This is a genomic window from Virgibacillus phasianinus (genome assembly GCF_002216775.1).
Classification (GTDB): Bacteria; Bacillota; Bacilli; order Bacillales; family Amphibacillaceae; genus Virgibacillus_F; species Virgibacillus_F phasianinus.
Genome location: NZ_CP022315.1, coordinates 2,754,662 through 2,774,801 on the forward strand (window position 1 = coordinate 2,754,662; position 20,140 = coordinate 2,774,801).

The following is a 20,140-nucleotide window of genomic DNA, read 5'->3' on the forward strand; positions in this document are numbered from 1 at the left end:
TAAGTATCTCGATACAATTAAAATATGAATGATGATTCATTCAGTTTGGGCTTACGGTGCATGCTAAGGGGAATGATGACGAAAATGAAGAAGAATAAACCAAAATACAATCAGATCATCGAGGCTGCAGTTGAAGTTATTGCGGAAAACGGTTATCATGCCTCACAAGTTTCCAAGATAGCCAAAAAAGCTGGTGTAGCTGATGGAACTATTTACCTTTATTTTAAAAATAAGGAAGATATACTAGTTTCATTATTTGAAGTTAAAATGGGACAGTTTATCGAACAAATTGCTCAAAGCATTAATGAAAAACAGCATGTTTCTGATAAATTATATGCCTTAATTGAAATGCACTTTCGTCAGTTTGCCAAGGATCACCACTTAGCAGTTGTGACCCAGCTTGAGCTTCGACAATCAAATTCGGAATTGCGTTGGAAAATAAATGAAGTGCTAAAGCCTTACTTATCCGAAATTGACCTGGTAATTAAAGAAGGCATAGACGACGGAAGTTTTCGAGGCGACTTAAATTTGCCCCTAGTCAGACAAATGATATTCGGAACCCTGGATGAAGTAGTAACAAACTGGGTGATGAATGAACAAAGGTATAATTTGCTTGCGCAGGCAAGTGCTGTGCATGCATTAATTATAAACGGACTTTCCGTTAAAGAATAATAGAGGAGGATTAGCTTGGGGACCTTAGCATTGGAAAAAAATAATCATGTTGCGATATTAACAATTCAAAAGCCACCGGCAAATGCATTATCGAGCACATTAATTAAAGATATCGATAAACAATTAGATGAAATTGAAAATGATGCTGATATCAAAGCAATTGTATTGAAAGGTGAAGGCAAATTTTTCTCTGCGGGTGCTGATATAAAAGAATTTACAGCGCTCCAAGGCAGAGCTGATTATCAATCATTGTCAGAAAACGGCCAGAAGGTATTTAACCGAATTGAGCAATTCTCCATTCCTGTAATCGCAGCCATTCATGGTGCAGCATTAGGGGGAGGACTGGAACTTGCAATGTCATGCCATATCCGATTTGTAACTGAAAGTGCTAAGCTTGGTTTGCCAGAGTTAACACTTGGCATCATACCAGGATTTGCAGGGACACAGCGCCTGCCAAACTATGTTGGCGCAGCGAAAGCGTATGAAATGGTACTTAGTGGTATACCAATTTCGGGTAGTGAGGCCCATCATTACGGTTTGGCTAACCATGTTGTTTCTGGGGAAAAGATTTTCGATGAAGCTATTAAACTAGCAGAGAATATTGCTTCCAAAAGTAAACCGACAATTAATCACATTATGCGCTTGATTACTTACACAAAATCAGATAAATTTAATGATGGGGCCGCAGAGGAAGCCAAAGCGTTTGGAAAAGTTTTTGGATCTGATGATGCTAAAGAGGGCGTTCAGGCTTTTCTTGAAAAAAGAAAACCCAGTTTCCAAGATAAATAGAAAAGCGAAGTGGGCTTGAACGCTAGTTCTCAGGGAGAGAATAAAAGATTAAAGGAGGAAATCACATTGAACATTTATGTTTTATTAAAAAAGACATTTGACACAGAAGAAAAAATTGCTGTTACGAATGGCCGGATTGAGGATGATGGAGCCGAATTTATCATTAATCCCTATGATGAATACGCAGTGGAAGAAGCAATTAAACAGCGAGATGAGCATGGGGGAGAGGTTACTGTAGTCACTGTCGGGGACGAAGATTCTGAGAAGCAGCTGCGTACTGCCCTAGCAATGGGGGCCGATAAGGCAGTTTTAATTAATACAGAAGATGACCTTGAAGATGGCGATCAGTTCTCAACTTCTAAAATATTAGAGGCATATCTTGATGAGAAGGATGTAGATTTAATTTTGGCTGGTAACGTTGCGATTGATGAAGCTAGCGGTCAGGTAGGACCAAGAGTTGCCGAACGATTGGGAATTCCTTTTGTAACAACGATTACAAGCCTGGAAATTGATGGGGATACTGTTAACATTGATAAGGATGTGGAAGGTGATATAGAAAAAGTAGAAACAAGCCTGCCATTACTTGTAACTTGTCAACAGGGACTAAATGATCCTAGATATCCTTCACTTCCGGGAATCATGAAAGCAAAGAAAAAACCGCTTGAAGAATTGGAAATAGATGATCTTGACGTGGATGAAGATGAATTAGAACCGAAAACAAAAACTACTGATATCTATTTGCCGCCGGAAAAAGAAGCTGGAAAAGTTCTAGAAGGTGAGATTGAAGACCAAGTAAAAGAATTGGTTTCATTATTAAAAACAGATTCGAAAGTAATATAAACTTTACAGACAGGAAGGAGAAACGACCGTGAGTGAAAAATTACTAGTAATTGGTGAATCAAGAGATGGTTCTTTACGTAATGTAACTTTTGAAGCTATTGCAGCCGCAAAAAAGATAAGTGCTGATGGAGAAGTTCTTGGTATAGTATGTGGGGATAGCGATTTAGAAAATCAAGCACAGGAAATGATTTATTATGGAGCTGACCGTGTAATAACTGTAAAACACGATAATTTGAAAACGTATACACCAGAAGGGTATGGCCAAGCGGTTATGGCAGTTATATCGGATGAATCTCCAACAGGTATTGTAATGGGGCATACCTCAATTGGGAAAGATTTGACTCCTAAAATCGCAAGTAAGCTGGAAGCTGGCTTAATCTCGGATGCCACTGATATTGATATGGAAGATGGGAAAGCGGTATTTACACGACCGATTTATTCTGGTAAAGCATTTGAGAAAAAAATAATAACCAGTGGAATTACATTTGCAACGATACGTCCAAATAATATTCCAGCACTTGAGCGCGACGAAACTCGTTCAGGCGATATCTCAACAAAAGACATTGATATTTCAGATATTCGTATGGTTATTAAAGAAGTAATCCGCAAAGCGTCTGAAGGGGTAGATTTGTCAGAGGCAAAAGTAATTATTGCTGGCGGACGTGGTGTCAAAAGTGCCGATGGTTTCAAACCATTAGAAGAACTTGCGGATGTGCTAGGCGGAGCAGTTGGCGCATCTCGTGGCGCATGTGACGCTGATTATTGTGATTACTCGCTGCAGATCGGCCAAACAGGTAAGGTTGTTACACCAGACCTATACATCGCAGTAGGTATATCTGGGGCAATTCAACATTTGGCAGGTATGTCTAACTCCAAAGTTATAGTTGCAATTAATAAAGATCCAGAAGCCAACATTTTTAATGTGGCTGATTATGGAATTGTTGGCGATTTATTTGATGTCGTTCCAATGCTCACAGAAGAAATTAAAAATATGAAATAATAGCTGATAAGAACTTGATCAGACTTGGTTGATCAAGTTCTTTTTCTAATTACCAATAGTTCCAGTTAAAGCGGAATTAGTATAAGCAAGATATTAGCATGGTAATACTAACGATGATATACTCATTTTAGATTTTATGTTAGATAGAGGAGGAATAAAAATGGCAATTGTACATGTTTCAGATCAAAACTTTGCAAAAGAAACCGCAGAAGGTTTAGTATTAGCTGACTTCTGGGCACCTTGGTGTGGCCCTTGTAAAATGATTGCACCTGTATTAGAGGAAATAGATGGAGAAATGGAAGAAAAGGTTCAAATCGTTAAATTGGACGTTGATGAAAACCAGGAAACTGCTGGGAAATTTGGTGTAATGAGCATTCCAACATTATTATTGTTCAAAGATGGCGAGGTCGTTGACCAGGTAATAGGTTTTCAACCGAAGGAAGCTTTAGTAGAATTAATCGATAAACATGCATAAGTAGTAGCTAGTTTATAGCGACAACACGCATTGTTATATGTAAAAATAATCCCTTGTTGCGATTTGTAACAAGGGATTATTTATAAAGAGATAATAAATAAGGGATGAAAGTATAATGAATCAAACAATTAAAGAAAAATTAGCTGTTCTTCCCGTACAGCCTGGATGCTATCTTATGAAAGACAAGCATAATACGATTATTTATGTTGGTAAGTCCAAGGCACTTAAGAATAGAGTGAAGTCTTATTTTGCTGGTGCAAATGATCAAAAAACACAACGATTAGTATCTGAAATTCAGGACTTCGAGTATATTGTTACAACATCAGAAATTGAAGCACTTATATTAGAAATGAATTTAATAAAAAAGTATGACCCTAAATACAATGTGCTCCTGAAGGACGATAAGACATATCCATATTTGAAAATAACCGCAGAACGCCATCCTAGACTATTGGTTGTACGTAAGGTGAAAAAAGATAAAGGAAAATATTTTGGACCCTATCCAAATGTCATAGCAGCACGAGAAACAAAAAAATTATTGGATCGTTTATACCCACTACGGAAATGCAATAAAATGCCTGATCGGGTATGTTTGTATTATCATATGAAACAATGTTTGGCACCGTGTGTATATCCAGTTTCAGAGGAAACAAACCGGTCCATTGTGCAAAGTATTTCGTCCTTCCTTAATGGTGGCCATAAGGAAATCAAGCAGGATATTAAAGAGAAAATGTATCAGGCCAGTGAGGATTTAGATTTTGAACGCGCGAAGGAATTACGGGACCAAATCCAGCATATTGAAGCTGTTATGGAACAGCAGAAAATGACATTAAAGGATCAGGTGAATCGGGATATCTTTGGATATAGTTATGACAAAGGCTGGATGTGCATCCAAGTATTTTTCGTTAGACAGGGGAAGTTAATTGAACGCGATGTAGCCATTTTCCCATTCTTTGATGATCCAAAAGAAACCTTTATCAGCTACATTGGCCGATTTTATTTGCATCAGCACCATCCAAAACCAAAACAAGTCTTGTTACCACTAGAAGCAGATGCTGATTTATTAAAGGAACTACTTGAAATCGATGTGACTATCCCATATAGGGGCAGAAAAAAAGAACTTGTAAAATTGGCTATGAAAAATGCAAAGATAGCCCTGAAAGAAAAGTTTTCTATTATTGAAATGGATGAGGAAAGAACGATAAAAGCGGTCGAGAATCTGGGAGAAAAACTGCATGTTGAAACTCCACACCGTATTGAAGCATTTGACAATTCGAACATCCAGGGAACGGATCCAGTATCGGCAATGGTCGTGTTTATAGATGGCCGTCCCAATAAAAAAGAATACCGCAAATATAAAATTAAAGACGTCAAGGGACCAGATGATTATGAAACGATGCGCGAAGTAATCAGACGACGGTATTCACGAGTATTAAAAGAGGATTTGCCAATTCCGGATTTGATTATGGTTGATGGATCGAAGGGGCAAATGAGTGCCGCTTTAGATGTTCTGGAAAATGAATTGGGACTGGATATTCCGTTATGCGGTCTGGCAAAGGATGACAAACACAAAACAAGCGAATTACTTTATGGGAATCCACCTGCAATCATAGATCTATCCAGAAAGTCACAGGAATTTTATCTGGTACAGCGAATACAAGACGAAGTTCACCGGTTTGCAATCACCTTTCATCGTCAATTACGGGGTAAAAGTCTTTTTCAATCAGAATTGGATAAAATTCCGGGTGTTGGAGAAAAGAGACGTCGATTACTTTTGAAACAATTTAAGTCGATCGATGAAATAAAAAGTAAGTCGGTTGATGAGATTACAAAGCTTGGAATTCCAAAAAATACGGCAGAAACAATTGTAAATTATTTAAATGAATAAGCGAAGAGGCTGGGACGTAAGGTTCTAACCGGAAAAAGTGCATATAACTGCTCCTTAAAATATCCTTCGCTAATTAACAGCATTGTTCATATTTTGAGTTACACTTTTTCGATACTCCAGCCTCGCTTATTTTATGAAGGTAAAAGGTTTTTCTCGGTATAAATCACAAAAAAATCTTGGCTTGTCGCCAATTGTTCTTGGCGGCAAGCCAAGATTTTCTAATAAGCGGTCACAAGTACGGAAAATTCAACCTGCATAATTTTTTTATTTATTTCTTCTGTACATTCTGCTTCTGTTTCTTTTAGTTGTTGAATGGCCTCCGCCAGGAAACCTGCCTCTAAACGGAAATCAGTCTCAAATGATGCTTTCAGACGATTGACTACTGAATCTGACATTAAGCTGAATATTAGCTCTTTCCGTTTACTTTTAATAAGCTCAAGTTTTCCCCAGCCAAGTTTTTCAAATATATTATAAATGTCTTCAAGCGTATCAAAGGTTAATTTTCTCGCTAAGTTTCTTCCCATGAAATATAATAGTGTATCAGATTCTCTTCCTAAGAGTTCTGGTAAACTTATATACCGTAATACATCATACCCAGCTCCAGATGTATGTAGGTCTTCAAGCAATGTGGCAGGATATACCTGTTGATCTTTTGACATGGATGTCATCCTTTCTATGTGCAAAAACCAAATTGTAAGAATTAAAGTTTGCTAGTATTATTATCTATATAATTAGTCGGATGTGCAAGTCATCATCAAACATTTTCTAAAATAAGTAAAAAGAAGTGTCTTTAAAATTAATGGCTTGTTTTCTTGACGCTTTTAGGAGATAGAAGTACAATAAATATGTCACAAATTGTACATTAACGGGCAATTATGGGGAATAACTAATGCTGAATTAAATGTTTTAAAATTTGTGCATCAAATTAGCATAATTTTATTATTAAGGGGGGCAACACATGGCGGGACGAAGCGAATTTAAATATCGCAGATTACATTCATTATTGGGTGTTATACCAGTTGGGATTTTTCTAATTTTACATTTAGTTGTGAACCATTATGCTGTGTACGGAGAAGAAAGATTCAATGAAGCAGCACAGGTTTTAGAAAATTTGCCATTTAAATTGGTACTTGAAACAATCATTATTTATTTGCCAATTTTGTTTCATGCAATTTTAGGAGTTTACATTGTTTTCGTTGCAAAAAATAACGTAAAAAAATATGGCTTTTTCCGTAACTGGATGTTTTACGTACAACGTATAACCGGAGTTATTACTCTAATCTTCCTTGCATGGCACGTATGGGAAACACGCATTCAAATTGGAATGGGAAATGCAGAAGCAAACTTTAGTTTAATGGAGGGCATTGTTTCAAACCCAGCAATGTTCTGGTTCTATATTATTGGACTAATTTCAACTACATTCCATTTTGCTAACGGGCTTTGGAGTTTCTTGGTATCATGGGGTATTACCCAGTCACCGAAATCTCAAAAGATTGCTACATATGTAACACTAATTGTCTTTTTAGCACTAAGCTATGCAGGCGTAAGTGCATTGATTGCATTTGCTTACGGAGCTTAATAATTCAGCAAATAAGGGAGTGAGTATATATAATGAGTAACAAAAAAGTTGTTGTTGTAGGCGGTGGATTGGCCGGTCTTATGGCAACAATTAAAGCAGCTGAGACGGGTGTGAATGTGGACCTGTTTTCAATCGTACCTGTAAAACGTTCTCACTCTGTATGTGCCCAGGGTGGTATAAACGGTGCAGTAAATACAAAAGGTGAAGGAGATTCGCCTTGGAAGCACTTTGATGACACAGTATATGGTGGCGACTTTCTTGCAAACCAGCCACCTGTAAAAGCGATGTGTGAAGCAGCGCCGGGAATTATCAACTTGCTTGATCGTATGGGAGTTATGTTTAACCGGACACCTGAAGGTCTGCTTGATTTCAGACGGTTTGGCGGAACTTCTGTACATCGTACCGCCTATGCAGGAGCGACTACTGGTCAGCAATTATTATATGCGCTTGACGAACAAGTTCGTCGTTACGAAGTAGAAGGATTGGTTACAAAGTATGAAGGTTGGGAGTTCCTTGGAGCTGTTATTGATGATGATGGAGTAGGAAAAGGGATTGTAGCTCAAAATATTAAATCACATGAAATTAAATCCTTCCCGTCTGATGCAACAATTATGTCAACTGGCGGACCGGGAATTATTTTTGGTAAATCAACAAATTCTATGATTAATACTGGATCTGCGGCAAGTATTTTATACCAGCAAGGAGCAAAATACGCTAATGGTGAATTCATCCAAATTCATCCAACTGCAATTCCTGGTGACGATAAACTACGATTAATGAGTGAATCAGCACGTGGTGAAGGTGGACGTGTCTGGACGTATAAAGATGGAGAACCATGGTATTTCCTTGAAGAAAAATATCCTGCCTATGGTAACCTTGTTACCCGCGATATTGCAACACGCGAAATATTTGATGTGTGTGTCAACCAGAAACTTGGAATTAACGGGGAAAACATGGTATATCTTGATTTATCACATAAAGATCCGAAAGAATTGGATGTTAAACTTGGTGGAATCATTGAAATTTATGAGAAATTTGTCGGTGAGGATCCCCGTAAAGTTCCGATGAAAATTTTCCCAGCTGTTCACTATTCAATGGGCGGACTTTGGGTTGACTTTGATCAGATGACAAGTATTCCGGGGATTTTCGCTTGTGGTGAATGTGATTACTCTCAACATGGTGGAAACCGTTTAGGTGCTAACTCATTACTATCAGCTATATATGGTGGTTCTGTTGCTGGGCCTAATGCTATCAATTATATTGATGAACTTGAAACGCATGTTGAGGATATGTCACAAGAACTATTTGAAAACAGGCAAAAAGAAGAAGAGGAAAAATTTGAAGAGCTCATGAAAATGACTGGTGAAGAAAATGCTTACCAAATTCATAAAGAGCTTGGAGAATGGATGACAGATAATGTTACAGTAGTTCGTCATAATGATAAATTACTAAAAACAGATGAGAAACTGAAAGAACTTCAGGAACGATGGAATAATATTAACATTAATGATACTTCACGCTGGAGCAATCAAGGTGTTATGTTTACCCGTCAATTAAAAAATATGCTGCATTTGGCCCGTGTTATTACTAGGGGTGCATATAACCGGAATGAGAGTCGTGGTGCGCACTACAAACCTGAATTCCCGGATCGTCTTGACGATGAGTGGTTAAAAACTACAATTGCAACATTTGATAAAGAAAGCAATGGACCAGTTATTACTTACGAGGATGTAGACACTTCTTTAATTGAACCAAGATTACGAGACTATTCGAAAAAACATTGAGGGGAGAAAGATAAAAATGGCTGAACAAAAAACTGTTACATTTATTATAACTCGACAAGACAGCCCAGATTCTGCTCCTTATGAGGAAACATTTGATGTTCCTTATAAAACTAATATGAATGTTATTTCTGGGTTAATGGAAATAAGACAAAATCCCGTAAATGCAAAAGGGGAAAAAACAACACCAGTTTATTGGGATATGAACTGTCTTGAAGAAGTTTGCGGTGCATGCTCCATGGTTATTAATGGAACAGCACGTCAATCTTGTGCAGCACTTGTTGATAAATTGGAACAACCAATTCGTCTTCAACCAATGAGCACATTTCCAGTAGTACGCGATTTAATCATAGACCGTGAACAAATGTTTGACGCACTAAAACAAATTAAGGGCTGGATACCTATTGATGGTACATATGATTTAGGTCCTGGTCCTCGTATGCCAGAGAAAAAACGGCAGTGGGCGTATGAACTATCTAAATGTATGACTTGCGGAGTATGCTTGGAAGCATGTCCGAATGTTAATGATAAATCAGACTTCATTGGCCCGGCAGCGCTCTCTCAAGCCCGTCTGTTTAATGCACATCCAACTGGTGGTATGAATGCCAGTGATCGTTTGGAAGGACTTATGCAGGATGGCGGAGTTACTGGATGTGGAAACGCACAAAACTGTGTGGAAGTATGTCCGAAAGGAATACCACTAACAACATCAATCGCTGCTATGAATAGAGCAACAAATATTCAAGCATTTAAAAATTTCTTTGGCAGTGACCACGCATCCTGATCCCGTCATTGAAAAAAGGATGCTAACCCTACCCTAATGTTGCGGTAGGGTTTTTTCATTACTAGAGGAGTTGTCCAAATTGAAATCAATTTCATATATTGAAGATATGGATATCTGGAGAGAATCATTTTCCTTTTCCGTACCAATTAACATTCGATTTTCCGAAACGGATATGTTTGGTCATGTGAATAACGTTTCTCCATTTATTTATTTTGAAGAAGCACGAATTGAATTTCTTAAATCTGCTGGGTTATTTGGTGATTCATCCAGTGGAGACGGAATTCCAGTTGCAGCTGATATGCAGTGTGATTACCACCATCAAATGTATTTTAATGATAAGCTCGAGCTTCATGTTAAAGTAAATTATATAGGTACCACATCCATTGATGTTCACTATATGGGCATTAATCAGGATAACCTGCTTTGTTTAACAGGCAGGGGAAGGTTAGTATATGTAAACCCAAGTACTGGAAAACCTATTAGGATAAGCGAGGAAATGAAAAATAATTTAATGGCTAACTAATAATAAACCGACTATCATTAAGTGATAGTCGGTTTGTTTTAGAGCTTTAATTCTCCCATACGAATAAGCTCAAGCACAGCTTGCGATCGCCCTTTGACTCCTAATTTTTGCATAGCATTTGAAATGTGATTTCGGACAGTTTTTTCAGAAATAAATAGTTCCTGGGCAATTTCTTTTGTGGTTTTATCTTGTACGAGTAATTCGAATACTTCTTTTTCCCGTTTCGTTAATAATTGCTTTGGTTTATATTCGTTGTCCTTCAAATGTTAACCCCTCCTTGCTGACATAAAGCTGATAAATGAAGGGAAATTATTTAGTCATTATAGCTTATGAATCCCGTTATAATCAGTGCACACATTTTTGATTCCCATCCGGATTGTTATGAGTAGCCTGGTCTTCAGTCAACTTCACCACTTTGCCTTATAACGGAAGATTGTGCTTTTCTTAATAGTGAATGTAAACAATGTACCAAATATACGCATGGACACTATATTATAAGTATAAGTATTCATGTTGTGTTAAAATAAAACCATTGAGGAACTAGTATATGGGAGGTAAACCGCTTGGAAAATGACGTATCCGCTGCAGCTATAGCCGACACTGAAAAAAGGCTTCGATACATAGCTGGGGTTATCAAACAGAATGGACGTAAAATATTAAATAACTATCCAATTACATCACCACAGTTTGTCGCTCTGCAATGGTTGATGGAAGAGGGCGATTTAACGATTGGTGAGTTATCAAATAAAATTAGTTTGGCATTCAGTACTACGACTGATTTGGTTGACCGAATGGAAAGAAATGAATTGGTTGAACGTGTACGCGATTTAAATGATCGTCGCGTTGTACGCATTCATGTTTTAGAAAGAGGCAATAGAATTATCCATGAGGTAATCAGGAAACGTCAGGATTATTTAGGAAAAGTGCTGACGAATTTCTCTTTAGAGGAAACTGAAATGTTAAACAAACTTTTGACATTTTTGTATAAAGAGATGAAACTAGTAAATGAAAAATAACAGCATAGAAGAGGCGATAATCATTGGATCAAGCAATCGGAGTTATTGATTCAGGTGTGGGGGGTCTAACCGTTGCACATGAATTAATGCGTCAGTTACCTAAGGAAAAACTATTATATGTCGGGGATACATTGAGGTGTCCCTATGGCCCAAGATCTGAGGAAGAAGTAAAAAAATTCACATGGGAAATGGTGAATTTCCTGTTAGAAAAAAAAATAAAAATGCTTGTTGTCGCTTGCAATACAGCTACTGCCTTTACACTAACCGAATTACAGAATCATTTGGATATCCCCGTTTTAGGTGTTATTAATCCTGGGGCACGTGCTGCTATTAATGCCACAAAGAATATGCACATAGGTGTTATCGGAACAGATGGGACAATACGCAGTAATGCATACCCACAAGCGCTATTAAACATTAATTCAAAGATTCATATAGATGCCCTTGCCTGTCCTTTGTTTGTACCATTGGTGGAAAAAGGAATGTTACATGGGTATACCACCTTTCAAATCGTTTCTGAGTCCCTGGAGCCGATAAGGCAGAATAACCATATTGATACATTGATCCTAGGTTGTACACACTACCCATTAATTAAGGATACCATACAGCAATTTATGGGTAATCATGTATCGATTATCTCATCCAGCGAAGAAACTGCCCGCGAAACAAGTACCATACTGGAATACCATGAATTGCTTTATAAAGGAGAGCGGATTCCTAATCACCAATTCTTTACGACAGGGGAACTGGAGATCTTTGAAAAAATTGCGAAGCGTATTTTTAATAGTTCGGAAAGCAATGCCCAATCAGTAGCCATTGAACACACCGTAATTAGTTAAAAAGATCCTGAAAAGGGTCTTTTTTTCTATAACCCTAAAAATTTTTTCATTATAGGTTGGTCTAATTTTACGATGGGCTCGTATATATAGTAGTACAAACCATCGTAGGAGGGAATAACATGCGAATGCGCGGTATGTTTATAGTGACAGGTATAATTAGTATTTCTGTGATATTAACTGGTTGTTTTCAGGGGGAGCAATCACTGGAGAAGGTTGATCCACCACAGGACGCAACAGAAGTAAGCAACACACAAGGTAAGGATGCGAAGGCAACAAAGGAAAATGCAACGGAAAAGAGTTCCAAAGAAAAAGCTGAAAAAACAACTGAGACACAGGAGACACAGTTATATTTGCTTGATTCTAACGGAATGGTTGTGCCGCAAACACTGGAGCTTCCGGCTACAAAAGAAGTTGCCACACAGGCTTTGGAATATCTAGTAAAAGATGGGCCAGTTACACAGCTATTGCCAAACGGTTTTCAGGCAGTACTTCCGGCAGGCACCGAAGTTCTCGGTCTAGATTTACAGGAAGATGGAACCATGATTGTGGATGTATCCAATAATTTCAAAGATTATAAGGCAGAACAAGAACTGGAAATATTACAAGCAATGACATATACATTGACCCAGTTTGACAGCGTAGATAAAGTTAAACTTTGGATCAATGGTTATCCTGTAGATTCTATGCCTGTTAACGGTACACCGGTATCAGATGGCTATTCAAGGGCAAATGGTATTAATATGATTCAAACAGATACAATTGACTATCTTGGTAGCACGCCAGTTACCCTTTATTATCCAGCAGCTCAAGACGATTTAAATTACTTTGTTCCGGTTACACAGCATATAAAGATGGATGATAAAAACGAATATGAATCAATTGTAAGTGCATTGATTGACGGGTCAAAATATAATAACAATGTAGTGCAAGTATTTAATTCATCCGTATCATTAACAGAAGAGCCACAATTAAATGACGGTGTGCTTAAGTTAGTATTTAGTGATGATATCTTAATGGATAAGGATCAGGCAACAATTTCCGATCAGGTGATGGAGACATTGGTAAGAACACTTACCGAGGATAAAGAAGTGGAAGCGGTTGATGTAAAAGTGAACAAAGTCAAACAGGTGTTCAATGAAAGCGGAAAAGCATATACAGAGCCGGTTACCAAGAAAATGGTAATGCCAACTGGTAAATTATAACTTTAAAAGGCTGTTTAGCAGCCTTTTTTTACTTTTTAGGAAGAGCCTGTTTTCCAATAGATTTTTTTGAGACAAAATTTATAATCTGTGAAGTAACTTATATGGATAAAATATAAGAATATCTTTGGCTTTCTCCATAGATTTAACGACAAGCCATGATTTTCTGATGTTGCGGGGTATAAAGTTTTTGATTTTGTAAAAATATGTTACCATTAGTTTTGGAATTAAGGAGGCGTTTTTAGCTTGAGAAATGATAATAGGGATTTGGATACATTACGGGACATAAATATGACAGTGGATTTTATCAAACACCCGGAAGGATCGGTTTTAATTCATGTCGGTGATACGAAGGTTATTTGTAACGCCAGCATAGAGGATAGAGTGCCTCCATTTTTACGCGGTCAAGGGAAAGGATGGATCACTGCAGAATATGCAATGCTTCCCAGGGCTACGGATAAGCGGAATATTCGCGAATCATCAAAAGGAAAAGTAAGCGGGCGCACAATGGAAATTCAACGGTTAATTGGAAGAGCCCTGCGATCCGTTGTGGATTTAAATAAAATTGGCGAGCGTACGGTTTGGGTTGATTGTGATGTGATTCAAGCTGATGGTGGTACGCGGACAGCATCAATAACAGGTGCTTTTGTTGCAGTGGTGCTTGCATTTGGAAAATTGCTGGATGCAAAAACTATTGATAAAATGCCTGTTACAAATTTTCTTGCAGCTACATCCGTGGGTATTTTGGAAGATGGAAAAGAAATCCTGGATTTAAACTATGAAGAGGATTCTACTGCGCAGGTAGACATGAACATAGTGATGACAGGGGCAATGGAATTTGTTGAAATTCAGGGGACTGGAGAAGAAGCAACCTTTTCTTACCAGCAATTACAAAACCTGTTGGAACTTGCTACGAAAGGTCTGCAGGAGATAATTGAAAAACAGAAAGAAGTCCTTGGTGAACTTGCAAGTAAAGTTGGCGAAACAAAGAGTGGACATGCAGCAGGTGAGAAACAATGAAGGAAATCATAATTGCTACTAAAAATAAAGGAAAGGCTAAAGAATTTATCGACTTCTTTCTAGAATACGATATAAAGGCGTTATCGTTATTGGATTTACCTGGAAATATTCCTGATGTAGAGGAAACGGGAACAACGTTTGAGGAAAACGCAACGCTAAAGGCAGAACAAATTTCAGAGTTATTGCAAGTTCCTGTCCTTTCTGATGACTCGGGGTTAGAAATCGATGCTTTAAACGGAGAGCCAGGAGTCTATTCAGCAAGATATGCTGGTGAGGAAAAAAATGATCAGGCAAACGTTGCAAAGGCATTGAATAACCTTGAAGATGTGCCTATGGAAAAGCGCACCGCACGCTTTGTTTGCGTTTTAGCGGTCGCCGCTCCAGGCGAAAAGACTACCCTCCACAGAGGTACATGTGAGGGAACAATAGCAACAAAGCCGAGAGGTAATAATGGATTTGGATATGATCCTATTTTTATCCCACAACAATCCACTAAAACGATGGCAGAGTTACTGCCTCAAGAAAAAAGTGATATCAGCCATCGCGCGAATGCAATTATGCAGTTGGACGAATGGATAAAGACCTTGTAAATCAGGGAGTGAGAGCAAGTGGCAAAACTTTTATTCGTGAGTGATAGTCATGGACTGACTAGCGAATTATCCAACATAAAAAATCAAGTAGATGCTGATCTTCTTGTTCATTGTGGTGATTCAGAATTGGAATTAGATGCAGAGCAGCTCGACGGATTTGTAAAAGTCAGGGGCAATTGCGATTATGACAACCGCTTGCCTGATGAACAGACTGTAGAAATTGATAGTTTGCAGGTTTTGGTAACACATGGACACTTACATCAGGTGAAAAGCGGGCTCACAACATTATCCTACCGTGCTGAGGAACTCGGAGCACAGGTGATAGGATTTGGGCACACACATGTTGCTGGTGCTGAAAAAGTGGGAAATCAATTGTTTATAAATCCGGGAAGCATTCGACTGCCAAGAAGGATCAAGGAAAAGACGTATGCCATAATGGAATGGGATAAGCTTGATGATATATGTGTCTCTTTTTATACATTAGACGGTGACATTGTGGATGAATTGACCTGCCATACTTCACTGTTAGAGGCTTATTAATCAATGATTAATAAGCCTCTAACAGATAATTTTTTTGGATATCTATTGACAAATATTGGCCTAGTGCATATAATGAATCTTGTCCGTTAAATGGAAATCTTGATTGTGCGGGTGTAGTTTAGTGGTAAAACCTCAGCCTTCCAAGCTGATGATGAGGGTTCGATTCCCTTCACCCGCTCCATACATAATAAATCATTTTGTCCCAGTAGCTCAGCAGGATAGAGCAACAGCCTTCTAAGCTGTGGGTCGCAGGTTCGAATCCTGCCTGGGACATCACAAGAGAGAGAATCTATTTTTATATAGGTTCTCTTTCTTATTTATATACATTTGTTTAGTTTTTGGATTTTGGGGAATGTATATTTTAAATATGTTTTGTATTAGAATAAGGGGAGGGGGTGAGTAATTAGTGAATAATGAAAAGGTCATATTATTTCCTAAGTGGAAACAGACATTAGAAGAAGATAGTTTACTTGCTTTAAAGGAGAAAAGGTATGAAGAAGCCCTGCATAAATTGGATCAGCTGCTTGACTTTCAGGTAAACAACCACGAAATAGTGATTGGTAAACTTATCTGTCTGATGGAGCTAGACCGATACACAGAAGCACAGGAGCTTAATGAACATTTGTTAGCTAATAAAAATGAGAATTACTATCATTATGTACATATTTATTTAACTATTCTTTTTCAAACCAATCAGTATAAAAAGTTGATGGAGCAAGTTGAATACGAATATGAAGCAGCTGATCTTCCCGGGCCAATGAGGGAACAATTTCAACAACTATATGATATGAGTCAAAAATTGAATGTTGAGATTGAAGATGATAAACATACGGAATACATAAGTGAATTGCGGGAAGCGGTAAAAGAACAGAATCATGCAAAACAATGGAGGTCCATTGAAAGTCTACGTAAACTGCAAGCCAGACCTTCCTTAGCAACAGAAAAGTTATTAGTAAATGACCATGTTCATCCCGTGACAAAGACTGCTATTTTTTTATGGCTCAAGGACAGTGGGTGTGATGAAGATGTCCATATACATAAGTTGGATATGCAGGCAGAGATTAATCCCAGCCAGATTACGGATATACAAGCAAATGGTACCTATAAGCAAATTTTATTACTAATCAATAAAATTGAATCGAATAATCCAACATTATATCAATTAATGGAAGTGCTATTATATCGCTATATTTATGTCAGATTCCCAATTATGCCTGCAAGTGATGATGTGGAAAAGATAGCTAAGGCACTCACTGTCATAGGGGAAACCAACTTGGGCGTAAGAACAAAGTCAGACACTAAGCCCGGACACATTGTGGAACGGTATCAAGATGAAATAAAATTATGTGAAACACTATATTTGAGCATCATTGAAGAGTAACGCGGGTAATGCTGCAAATGCTTGAAAGACATAGTAATTATGTTATAATGATATGGTTGTAAATTTGATTATTCTATTTTAGACATCAAATACTAGTGACCTGTAAAAAATGAATGGAATCAATAGATTTTGGAGGGAATTATATGTCAGCAAAATGGGAAAAACAAGAAGGTAATGAAGGGGTTCTAACGATTGAAGTTAGTTCCGAAGAGTTTGATAAGGCATTGGATCAAGCATTTAAGAAGGTTGTCAAGAGTGTACAAATCCCTGGATTTCGTAAAGGAAAAGTACCACGTAAAATTTTCGAAAACCGCTTTGGTGTAGAATCACTATACCAGGATGCTGTTGATATTGTATTGCCGACTGCGTATACAAGCGCTGTTGAAGAAACAGGAATTGAACCTGTTGAACAACCAGAGGTAGATATTGAAGAGATTGAACAAGGTAAGGATCTTGTGTTTACTGCAAAAGTAACTGTAAAACCCGAAGTTAAGCTTGGACAGTATAAAGGGTTAGAGGTTGAAGAACAATCTGTAGAAGTAACGGATGAGGATGTTGATCATGAATTGGAACATCAAAGAGAGCATCATGCTGAGCTTATCGTCAAAGAAGAAGGAAATGTTGAAGATGGCGATACAGTTGTGATGGATTTTGAAGGATTCATGGATGAAGAAGCATTTGAAGGTGGAAAAGGTGAAAATCATTCACTTGAAATCGGATCCGGGCAGTTTATTCCTGGCTTTGAAGAACAACTGATAGGCAAGAAAGCTGGGGAAGAATCAGAAATTGATATCACGTTCCCAGAAGAATATCATGCAGAAGATCTCGCTGGTAAAAAAGCGACATTCAAAGTGAAAGTTCATGAAATCAAAACAAAAGAATTACCAGAACTTGATGATGAATTCGCAAAAGACTTAGATGAAGAAGTAGAGACACTTGATGAATTTAAAACGAAGAAAAAAGCTGAATTGGAAGCCCAAAAGAAACAAGACGCTGAAAATCAAAAGCGTGAAACACTAATTGAAAAAGCATCAGACAATACTGAGGTTGACGTTCCAGAGGCTATGGTAACTACTGAGCTTGACCGTATGGTTAAAGAATTCGAACAGCGTCTGCAAATGCAAGGCATGACAATGGAAATGTATTTCCAATTTTCTGGTCAAGATGAAAATGCATTAAAAGAACAAATGAAAGATGATGCTGAAAAACGCGTTAAGACAAATTTAACGCTTGAAGCGATCTTTAATGAGGAAAACCTGGAAGTTTCTGATGAAGATGTTGATAAGGAACTTGAAAATATGGCATCCATGTATCAAACAGACATCAATCAATTAAAACAGATGCTTGGCGGCAATACTGATGCAATTAAAGAAGACTTGAAATTCAAAAGAGCGATGGATTTCTTAGTTGAGGAAAGTAAAACAGTATAATTAGTAATATCAATGTTTATTTAAAACCAAATGAGGCAATTACTAACAAGGCACGATAATTTCGTGCCTTGTTTTACACTTACTTAAGCAAAAATAAATTTTAAAGGAATAAAGGGTTCGCCATCAGTTCTGGCGATAGCCAATGTTTTTTAAAACGTACGTAAGAAACTGTACTTAGCAAATATTAATTAAGAAAGAAAGTAATCTCAAGTAGTTTTATACATATGCTAATAGTACTTTCTTTTACTTAAACGTATAAAAATAGTTTAAAGACAAATAAAAAACATAACGGTTATGATTTGACTTTTTTATTTGTTTGTCCATAATTAGAAAATAAATGCAGTAAAGTATTTTGTTTTGTATTCTAACTTTGTTCTGATATGATGGGCTATGAAAGTTGAATCCTATGTAGGTCAAATTAGGAGTAGATTTAAACTTTTAGGGGTGAAATGGAATGTTTAAGTTTAATGAAGAAAAAGGTCAATTAAAATGTTCTTTTTGCGGAAAGAGTCAGGATCAGGTTCGAAAACTAGTTGCTGGTCCAGGAGTTTATATATGTGATGAATGTATTGATCTTTGTACAGAAATCGTTGAAGAGGAGCTTGGTACGGAAGAAGAAACTGAATTTAAAGAAGTACCTAAGCCAAAAGAAATTTGCGAAATACTGGATGATTATGTAATAGGTCAGGATAAGGCAAAGAAAAATTTATCTGTAGCTGTGTACAACCACTATAAGCGAATCAATTCTCCAAAAAATAATGACGATGTTGAGTTGTCTAAGAGTAATATTGCAATGCTTGGACCAACCGGTAGTGGTAAAACATTACTTGCTCAAACGTTAGCTAGAATTCTAAATGTGCCATTTGCTATTGCGGATGCGACTTCATTAACGGAAGCAGGCTACGTTGGGGAAGATGTTGAGAACATACTTTTAAAGCTTATTCAATCAGCTGATTATGATGTTGAAAAAGCTGAAAAAGGAATTATTTATATTGACGAAATTGATAAGGTTGCACGAAAATCAGAGAACCCATCCATTACACGGGATGTTTCTGGTGAGGGAGTTCAACAGGCATTGCTAAAAATACTTGAAGGTACAGTTGCCAGTGTTCCTCCTCAAGGTGGCCGTAAGCATCCGCATCAGGAGTTTATCCAAATTGATACAACCAATATCCTGTTCATTTGTGGCGGAGCATTTGATGGTATCGATCAGATTATCAAGCGCCGTCTAGGTAAAAAAGTTATTGGATTTGGTGCAGACGATCAACAACAGGATCTTGAAGTTGGTCAACTGCTTTCAAAAGTATTACCAGAAGACCTTTTACGGTATGGGTTAATTCCAGAGTTTATCGGAAGGCTGCCAGTTATTGGGGCATTGGAACCATTAGACGAGGAAGCACTTGTTGAAATTCTAACTAAACCCAAAAATGCATTAGTGAAACAATATGAAAAATTATTCCTTATGGATGATGTTGAATTAGAATTTGAAGAAGATGCACTAATTGAGATTTCAAAAAATGCCATTGAACGAAAAACAGGTGCACGAGGATTGCGTTCAATAATTGAAGGATTAATGCTTGATGTAATGTTTGAGCTTCCTTCACGTGACGACATTGAAAAATGCGTCATTACAAAAGAAACAGTCTTATTGGAAGATGGCAGTCCAAAACTTATCTTTAAGGACGGCACTGTGAAGGACGACAATAAGCCATTGCCTAAAGAGAGTGCATAATAGTTTGTGAATAAAATTTTAAGACTGACTGGTAAGAAATAATTAGCTCTTCCTATTACATG

At 37.5% G+C, this 20,140-nt stretch carries 21 protein-coding genes and 2 tRNA genes; 21 read left to right on the plus strand and 2 right to left on the minus strand.

Annotation, left to right across the window (positions count from 1 at the left end; translation table 11 throughout):
- The first annotated feature begins 84 nt into the window (after nt 1-84).
- The 6 genes from CFK37_RS13155 (at nt 85) to uvrC (ending at nt 5,664) form a co-directional block, all read left to right on the plus strand.
- Nucleotides 85-672 carry a fatty acid metabolism transcriptional regulator FadR gene (locus CFK37_RS13155; protein ID WP_089063661.1) on the plus strand — a complete coding sequence of 196 codons (588 nt, stop codon included), beginning with the start codon at nt 85-87 and terminating at the stop codon, nt 670-672.
- Between the two features lie 15 nt (nt 673-687).
- On the plus strand, nt 688-1,461 hold the full coding sequence (locus CFK37_RS13160; RefSeq protein WP_089062284.1) for an enoyl-CoA hydratase: 774 nt from the start codon (nt 688-690) through the stop codon (nt 1,459-1,461).
- 66 nt (nt 1,462-1,527) lie between these two features.
- Complete coding sequence (locus CFK37_RS13165; RefSeq protein WP_089062285.1) at nt 1,528-2,301, plus strand: electron transfer flavoprotein subunit beta/FixA family protein; 774 nt, start codon at nt 1,528-1,530, stop codon at nt 2,299-2,301.
- Nucleotides 2,302-2,329: 28 nt separating this feature from the next.
- Nucleotides 2,330-3,301: an electron transfer flavoprotein subunit alpha/FixB family protein gene (locus tag CFK37_RS13170; protein ID WP_089062286.1), complete on the plus strand. Its 972-nt coding sequence runs from the start codon at nt 2,330-2,332 to the stop codon at nt 3,299-3,301.
- A 160-nt stretch (nt 3,302-3,461) separates the two neighbouring features.
- Nucleotides 3,462-3,776, plus strand: a complete 315-nt coding sequence (gene trxA / locus CFK37_RS13175) for a thioredoxin (protein ID WP_089062287.1) — start codon at nt 3,462-3,464, stop codon at nt 3,774-3,776.
- 115 nt (nt 3,777-3,891) lie between these two features.
- Nucleotides 3,892-5,664 (plus strand): excinuclease ABC subunit UvrC, encoded by a 1,773-nt coding sequence (gene uvrC, locus CFK37_RS13180; RefSeq protein ID WP_089062288.1) that lies wholly within the window; start codon nt 3,892-3,894, stop codon nt 5,662-5,664.
- Between the two features lie 218 nt (nt 5,665-5,882).
- Here the strand turns inward: uvrC and CFK37_RS13185 are convergent, their stop codons facing one another.
- The gene (locus tag CFK37_RS13185) at nt 5,883-6,323 is read right to left on the minus strand and encodes a YslB family protein (RefSeq protein ID WP_089062289.1); all 441 of its coding nucleotides are present in this window, start codon (nt 6,321-6,323) and stop codon (nt 5,883-5,885) included.
- A gap of 299 nt (nt 6,324-6,622) precedes the next feature.
- Between CFK37_RS13185 and CFK37_RS13190 the strand changes: the two genes are divergently transcribed.
- The 4 genes from CFK37_RS13190 (at nt 6,623) to CFK37_RS13205 (ending at nt 10,331) form a co-directional block, all read left to right on the plus strand.
- Entirely contained in the window at nt 6,623-7,243 is a 621-nt protein-coding gene (locus CFK37_RS13190; protein WP_089062290.1) for a succinate dehydrogenase cytochrome b558 subunit, read from the plus strand.
- Between the two features lie 32 nt (nt 7,244-7,275).
- Nucleotides 7,276-9,027, plus strand: a complete 1,752-nt coding sequence (gene sdhA / locus CFK37_RS13195) for a succinate dehydrogenase flavoprotein subunit (protein ID WP_089062291.1) — start codon at nt 7,276-7,278, stop codon at nt 9,025-9,027.
- A gap of 16 nt (nt 9,028-9,043) precedes the next feature.
- Complete coding sequence (sdhB, locus tag CFK37_RS13200; RefSeq protein ID WP_089062292.1) at nt 9,044-9,808, plus strand: succinate dehydrogenase iron-sulfur subunit; 765 nt, start codon at nt 9,044-9,046, stop codon at nt 9,806-9,808.
- A 79-nt stretch (nt 9,809-9,887) separates the two neighbouring features.
- Nucleotides 9,888-10,331 (plus strand): acyl-CoA thioesterase, encoded by a 444-nt coding sequence (locus CFK37_RS13205; protein ID WP_089062293.1) that lies wholly within the window; start codon nt 9,888-9,890, stop codon nt 10,329-10,331.
- A 38-nt stretch (nt 10,332-10,369) separates the two neighbouring features.
- On the opposite strand, the gene CFK37_RS13210 is transcribed toward CFK37_RS13205, so the two are convergent.
- Nucleotides 10,370-10,594, minus strand: a complete 225-nt coding sequence (locus CFK37_RS13210) for a helix-turn-helix domain-containing protein (RefSeq protein WP_089062294.1) — start codon at nt 10,592-10,594, stop codon at nt 10,370-10,372.
- 300 nt (nt 10,595-10,894) lie between these two features.
- Between CFK37_RS13210 and CFK37_RS13215 the strand changes: the two genes are divergently transcribed.
- The 11 genes from CFK37_RS13215 to clpX all read left to right on the plus strand — a co-directional run bounded on the left by CFK37_RS13215 (nt 10,895) and on the right by clpX (nt 20,078).
- Nucleotides 10,895-11,347 carry a MarR family winged helix-turn-helix transcriptional regulator gene (locus CFK37_RS13215; RefSeq protein ID WP_089062295.1) on the plus strand — a complete coding sequence of 151 codons (453 nt, stop codon included), beginning with the start codon at nt 10,895-10,897 and terminating at the stop codon, nt 11,345-11,347.
- 23 nt (nt 11,348-11,370) lie between these two features.
- Nucleotides 11,371-12,186: a glutamate racemase gene (racE, locus tag CFK37_RS13220; RefSeq protein ID WP_089062296.1), complete on the plus strand. Its 816-nt coding sequence runs from the start codon at nt 11,371-11,373 to the stop codon at nt 12,184-12,186.
- A gap of 119 nt (nt 12,187-12,305) precedes the next feature.
- Nucleotides 12,306-13,388, plus strand: a complete 1,083-nt coding sequence (locus tag CFK37_RS13225) for a GerMN domain-containing protein (protein ID WP_089062297.1) — start codon at nt 12,306-12,308, stop codon at nt 13,386-13,388.
- A 243-nt stretch (nt 13,389-13,631) separates the two neighbouring features.
- On the plus strand, nt 13,632-14,405 hold the full coding sequence (gene rph / locus CFK37_RS13230) for a ribonuclease PH (RefSeq protein ID WP_089062298.1): 774 nt from the start codon (nt 13,632-13,634) through the stop codon (nt 14,403-14,405).
- Complete coding sequence (locus CFK37_RS13235; protein WP_089062299.1) at nt 14,402-14,995, plus strand: XTP/dITP diphosphatase; 594 nt, start codon at nt 14,402-14,404, stop codon at nt 14,993-14,995. Before rph ends, CFK37_RS13235 begins: the two co-directional genes overlap by 4 nt.
- 18 nt (nt 14,996-15,013) lie before the next feature.
- Nucleotides 15,014-15,535, plus strand: coding sequence for a metallophosphoesterase (locus CFK37_RS13240; RefSeq protein WP_089062300.1), 522 nt, complete (start codon nt 15,014-15,016; stop codon nt 15,533-15,535).
- Between the two features lie 107 nt (nt 15,536-15,642).
- A tRNA-Gly gene (locus CFK37_RS13245) sits at nt 15,643-15,716 on the plus strand.
- Between the two features lie 18 nt (nt 15,717-15,734).
- Nucleotides 15,735-15,808 (plus strand) — tRNA-Arg (locus CFK37_RS13250).
- Between the two features lie 133 nt (nt 15,809-15,941).
- Nucleotides 15,942-16,916, plus strand: a complete 975-nt coding sequence (locus CFK37_RS13255; protein WP_089062301.1) for a tetratricopeptide repeat protein — start codon at nt 15,942-15,944, stop codon at nt 16,914-16,916.
- A 143-nt stretch (nt 16,917-17,059) separates the two neighbouring features.
- Nucleotides 17,060-18,346, plus strand: coding sequence for a trigger factor (gene tig, locus CFK37_RS13260; RefSeq protein ID WP_089062302.1), 1,287 nt, complete (start codon nt 17,060-17,062; stop codon nt 18,344-18,346).
- Nucleotides 18,347-18,800: 454 nt separating this feature from the next.
- A complete protein-coding gene (clpX, locus tag CFK37_RS13265; RefSeq protein WP_089062303.1) occupies nt 18,801-20,078 on the plus strand; it encodes an ATP-dependent protease ATP-binding subunit ClpX in 1,278 nt (425 codons plus the stop codon).
- Nucleotides 20,079-20,140 lie beyond the last annotated feature (62 nt).

Excerpts from the sequence above, each read along its gene's own strand:
- CFK37_RS13155 (WP_089063661.1), top strand. The coding sequence starts at position 85 with ATGAAGAAGAATAAACCAAAATACAATCAGATCATCGAGGCTGCAGTT.
- trxA (WP_089062287.1), top strand. The coding sequence starts at position 3,462 with ATGGCAATTGTACATGTTTCAGATCAAAACTTTGCAAAAGAAACCGCA.
- uvrC (WP_089062288.1), top strand. The coding sequence starts at position 3,892 with ATGAATCAAACAATTAAAGAAAAATTAGCTGTTCTTCCCGTACAGCCT.
- CFK37_RS13185 (WP_089062289.1), bottom strand. The coding sequence starts at position 6,323 with ATGTCAAAAGATCAACAGGTATATCCTGCCACATTGCTTGAAGACCTA.
- CFK37_RS13190 (WP_089062290.1), top strand. The coding sequence starts at position 6,623 with ATGGCGGGACGAAGCGAATTTAAATATCGCAGATTACATTCATTATTG.
- sdhA (WP_089062291.1), top strand. The coding sequence starts at position 7,276 with ATGAGTAACAAAAAAGTTGTTGTTGTAGGCGGTGGATTGGCCGGTCTT.
- sdhB (WP_089062292.1), top strand. The coding sequence starts at position 9,044 with ATGGCTGAACAAAAAACTGTTACATTTATTATAACTCGACAAGACAGC.
- CFK37_RS13225 (WP_089062297.1), top strand. The coding sequence starts at position 12,306 with ATGCGAATGCGCGGTATGTTTATAGTGACAGGTATAATTAGTATTTCT.
- CFK37_RS13235 (WP_089062299.1), top strand. The coding sequence starts at position 14,402 with ATGAAGGAAATCATAATTGCTACTAAAAATAAAGGAAAGGCTAAAGAA.
- tig (WP_089062302.1), top strand. The coding sequence starts at position 17,060 with ATGTCAGCAAAATGGGAAAAACAAGAAGGTAATGAAGGGGTTCTAACG.
- clpX (WP_089062303.1), top strand. The coding sequence starts at position 18,801 with ATGTTTAAGTTTAATGAAGAAAAAGGTCAATTAAAATGTTCTTTTTGC.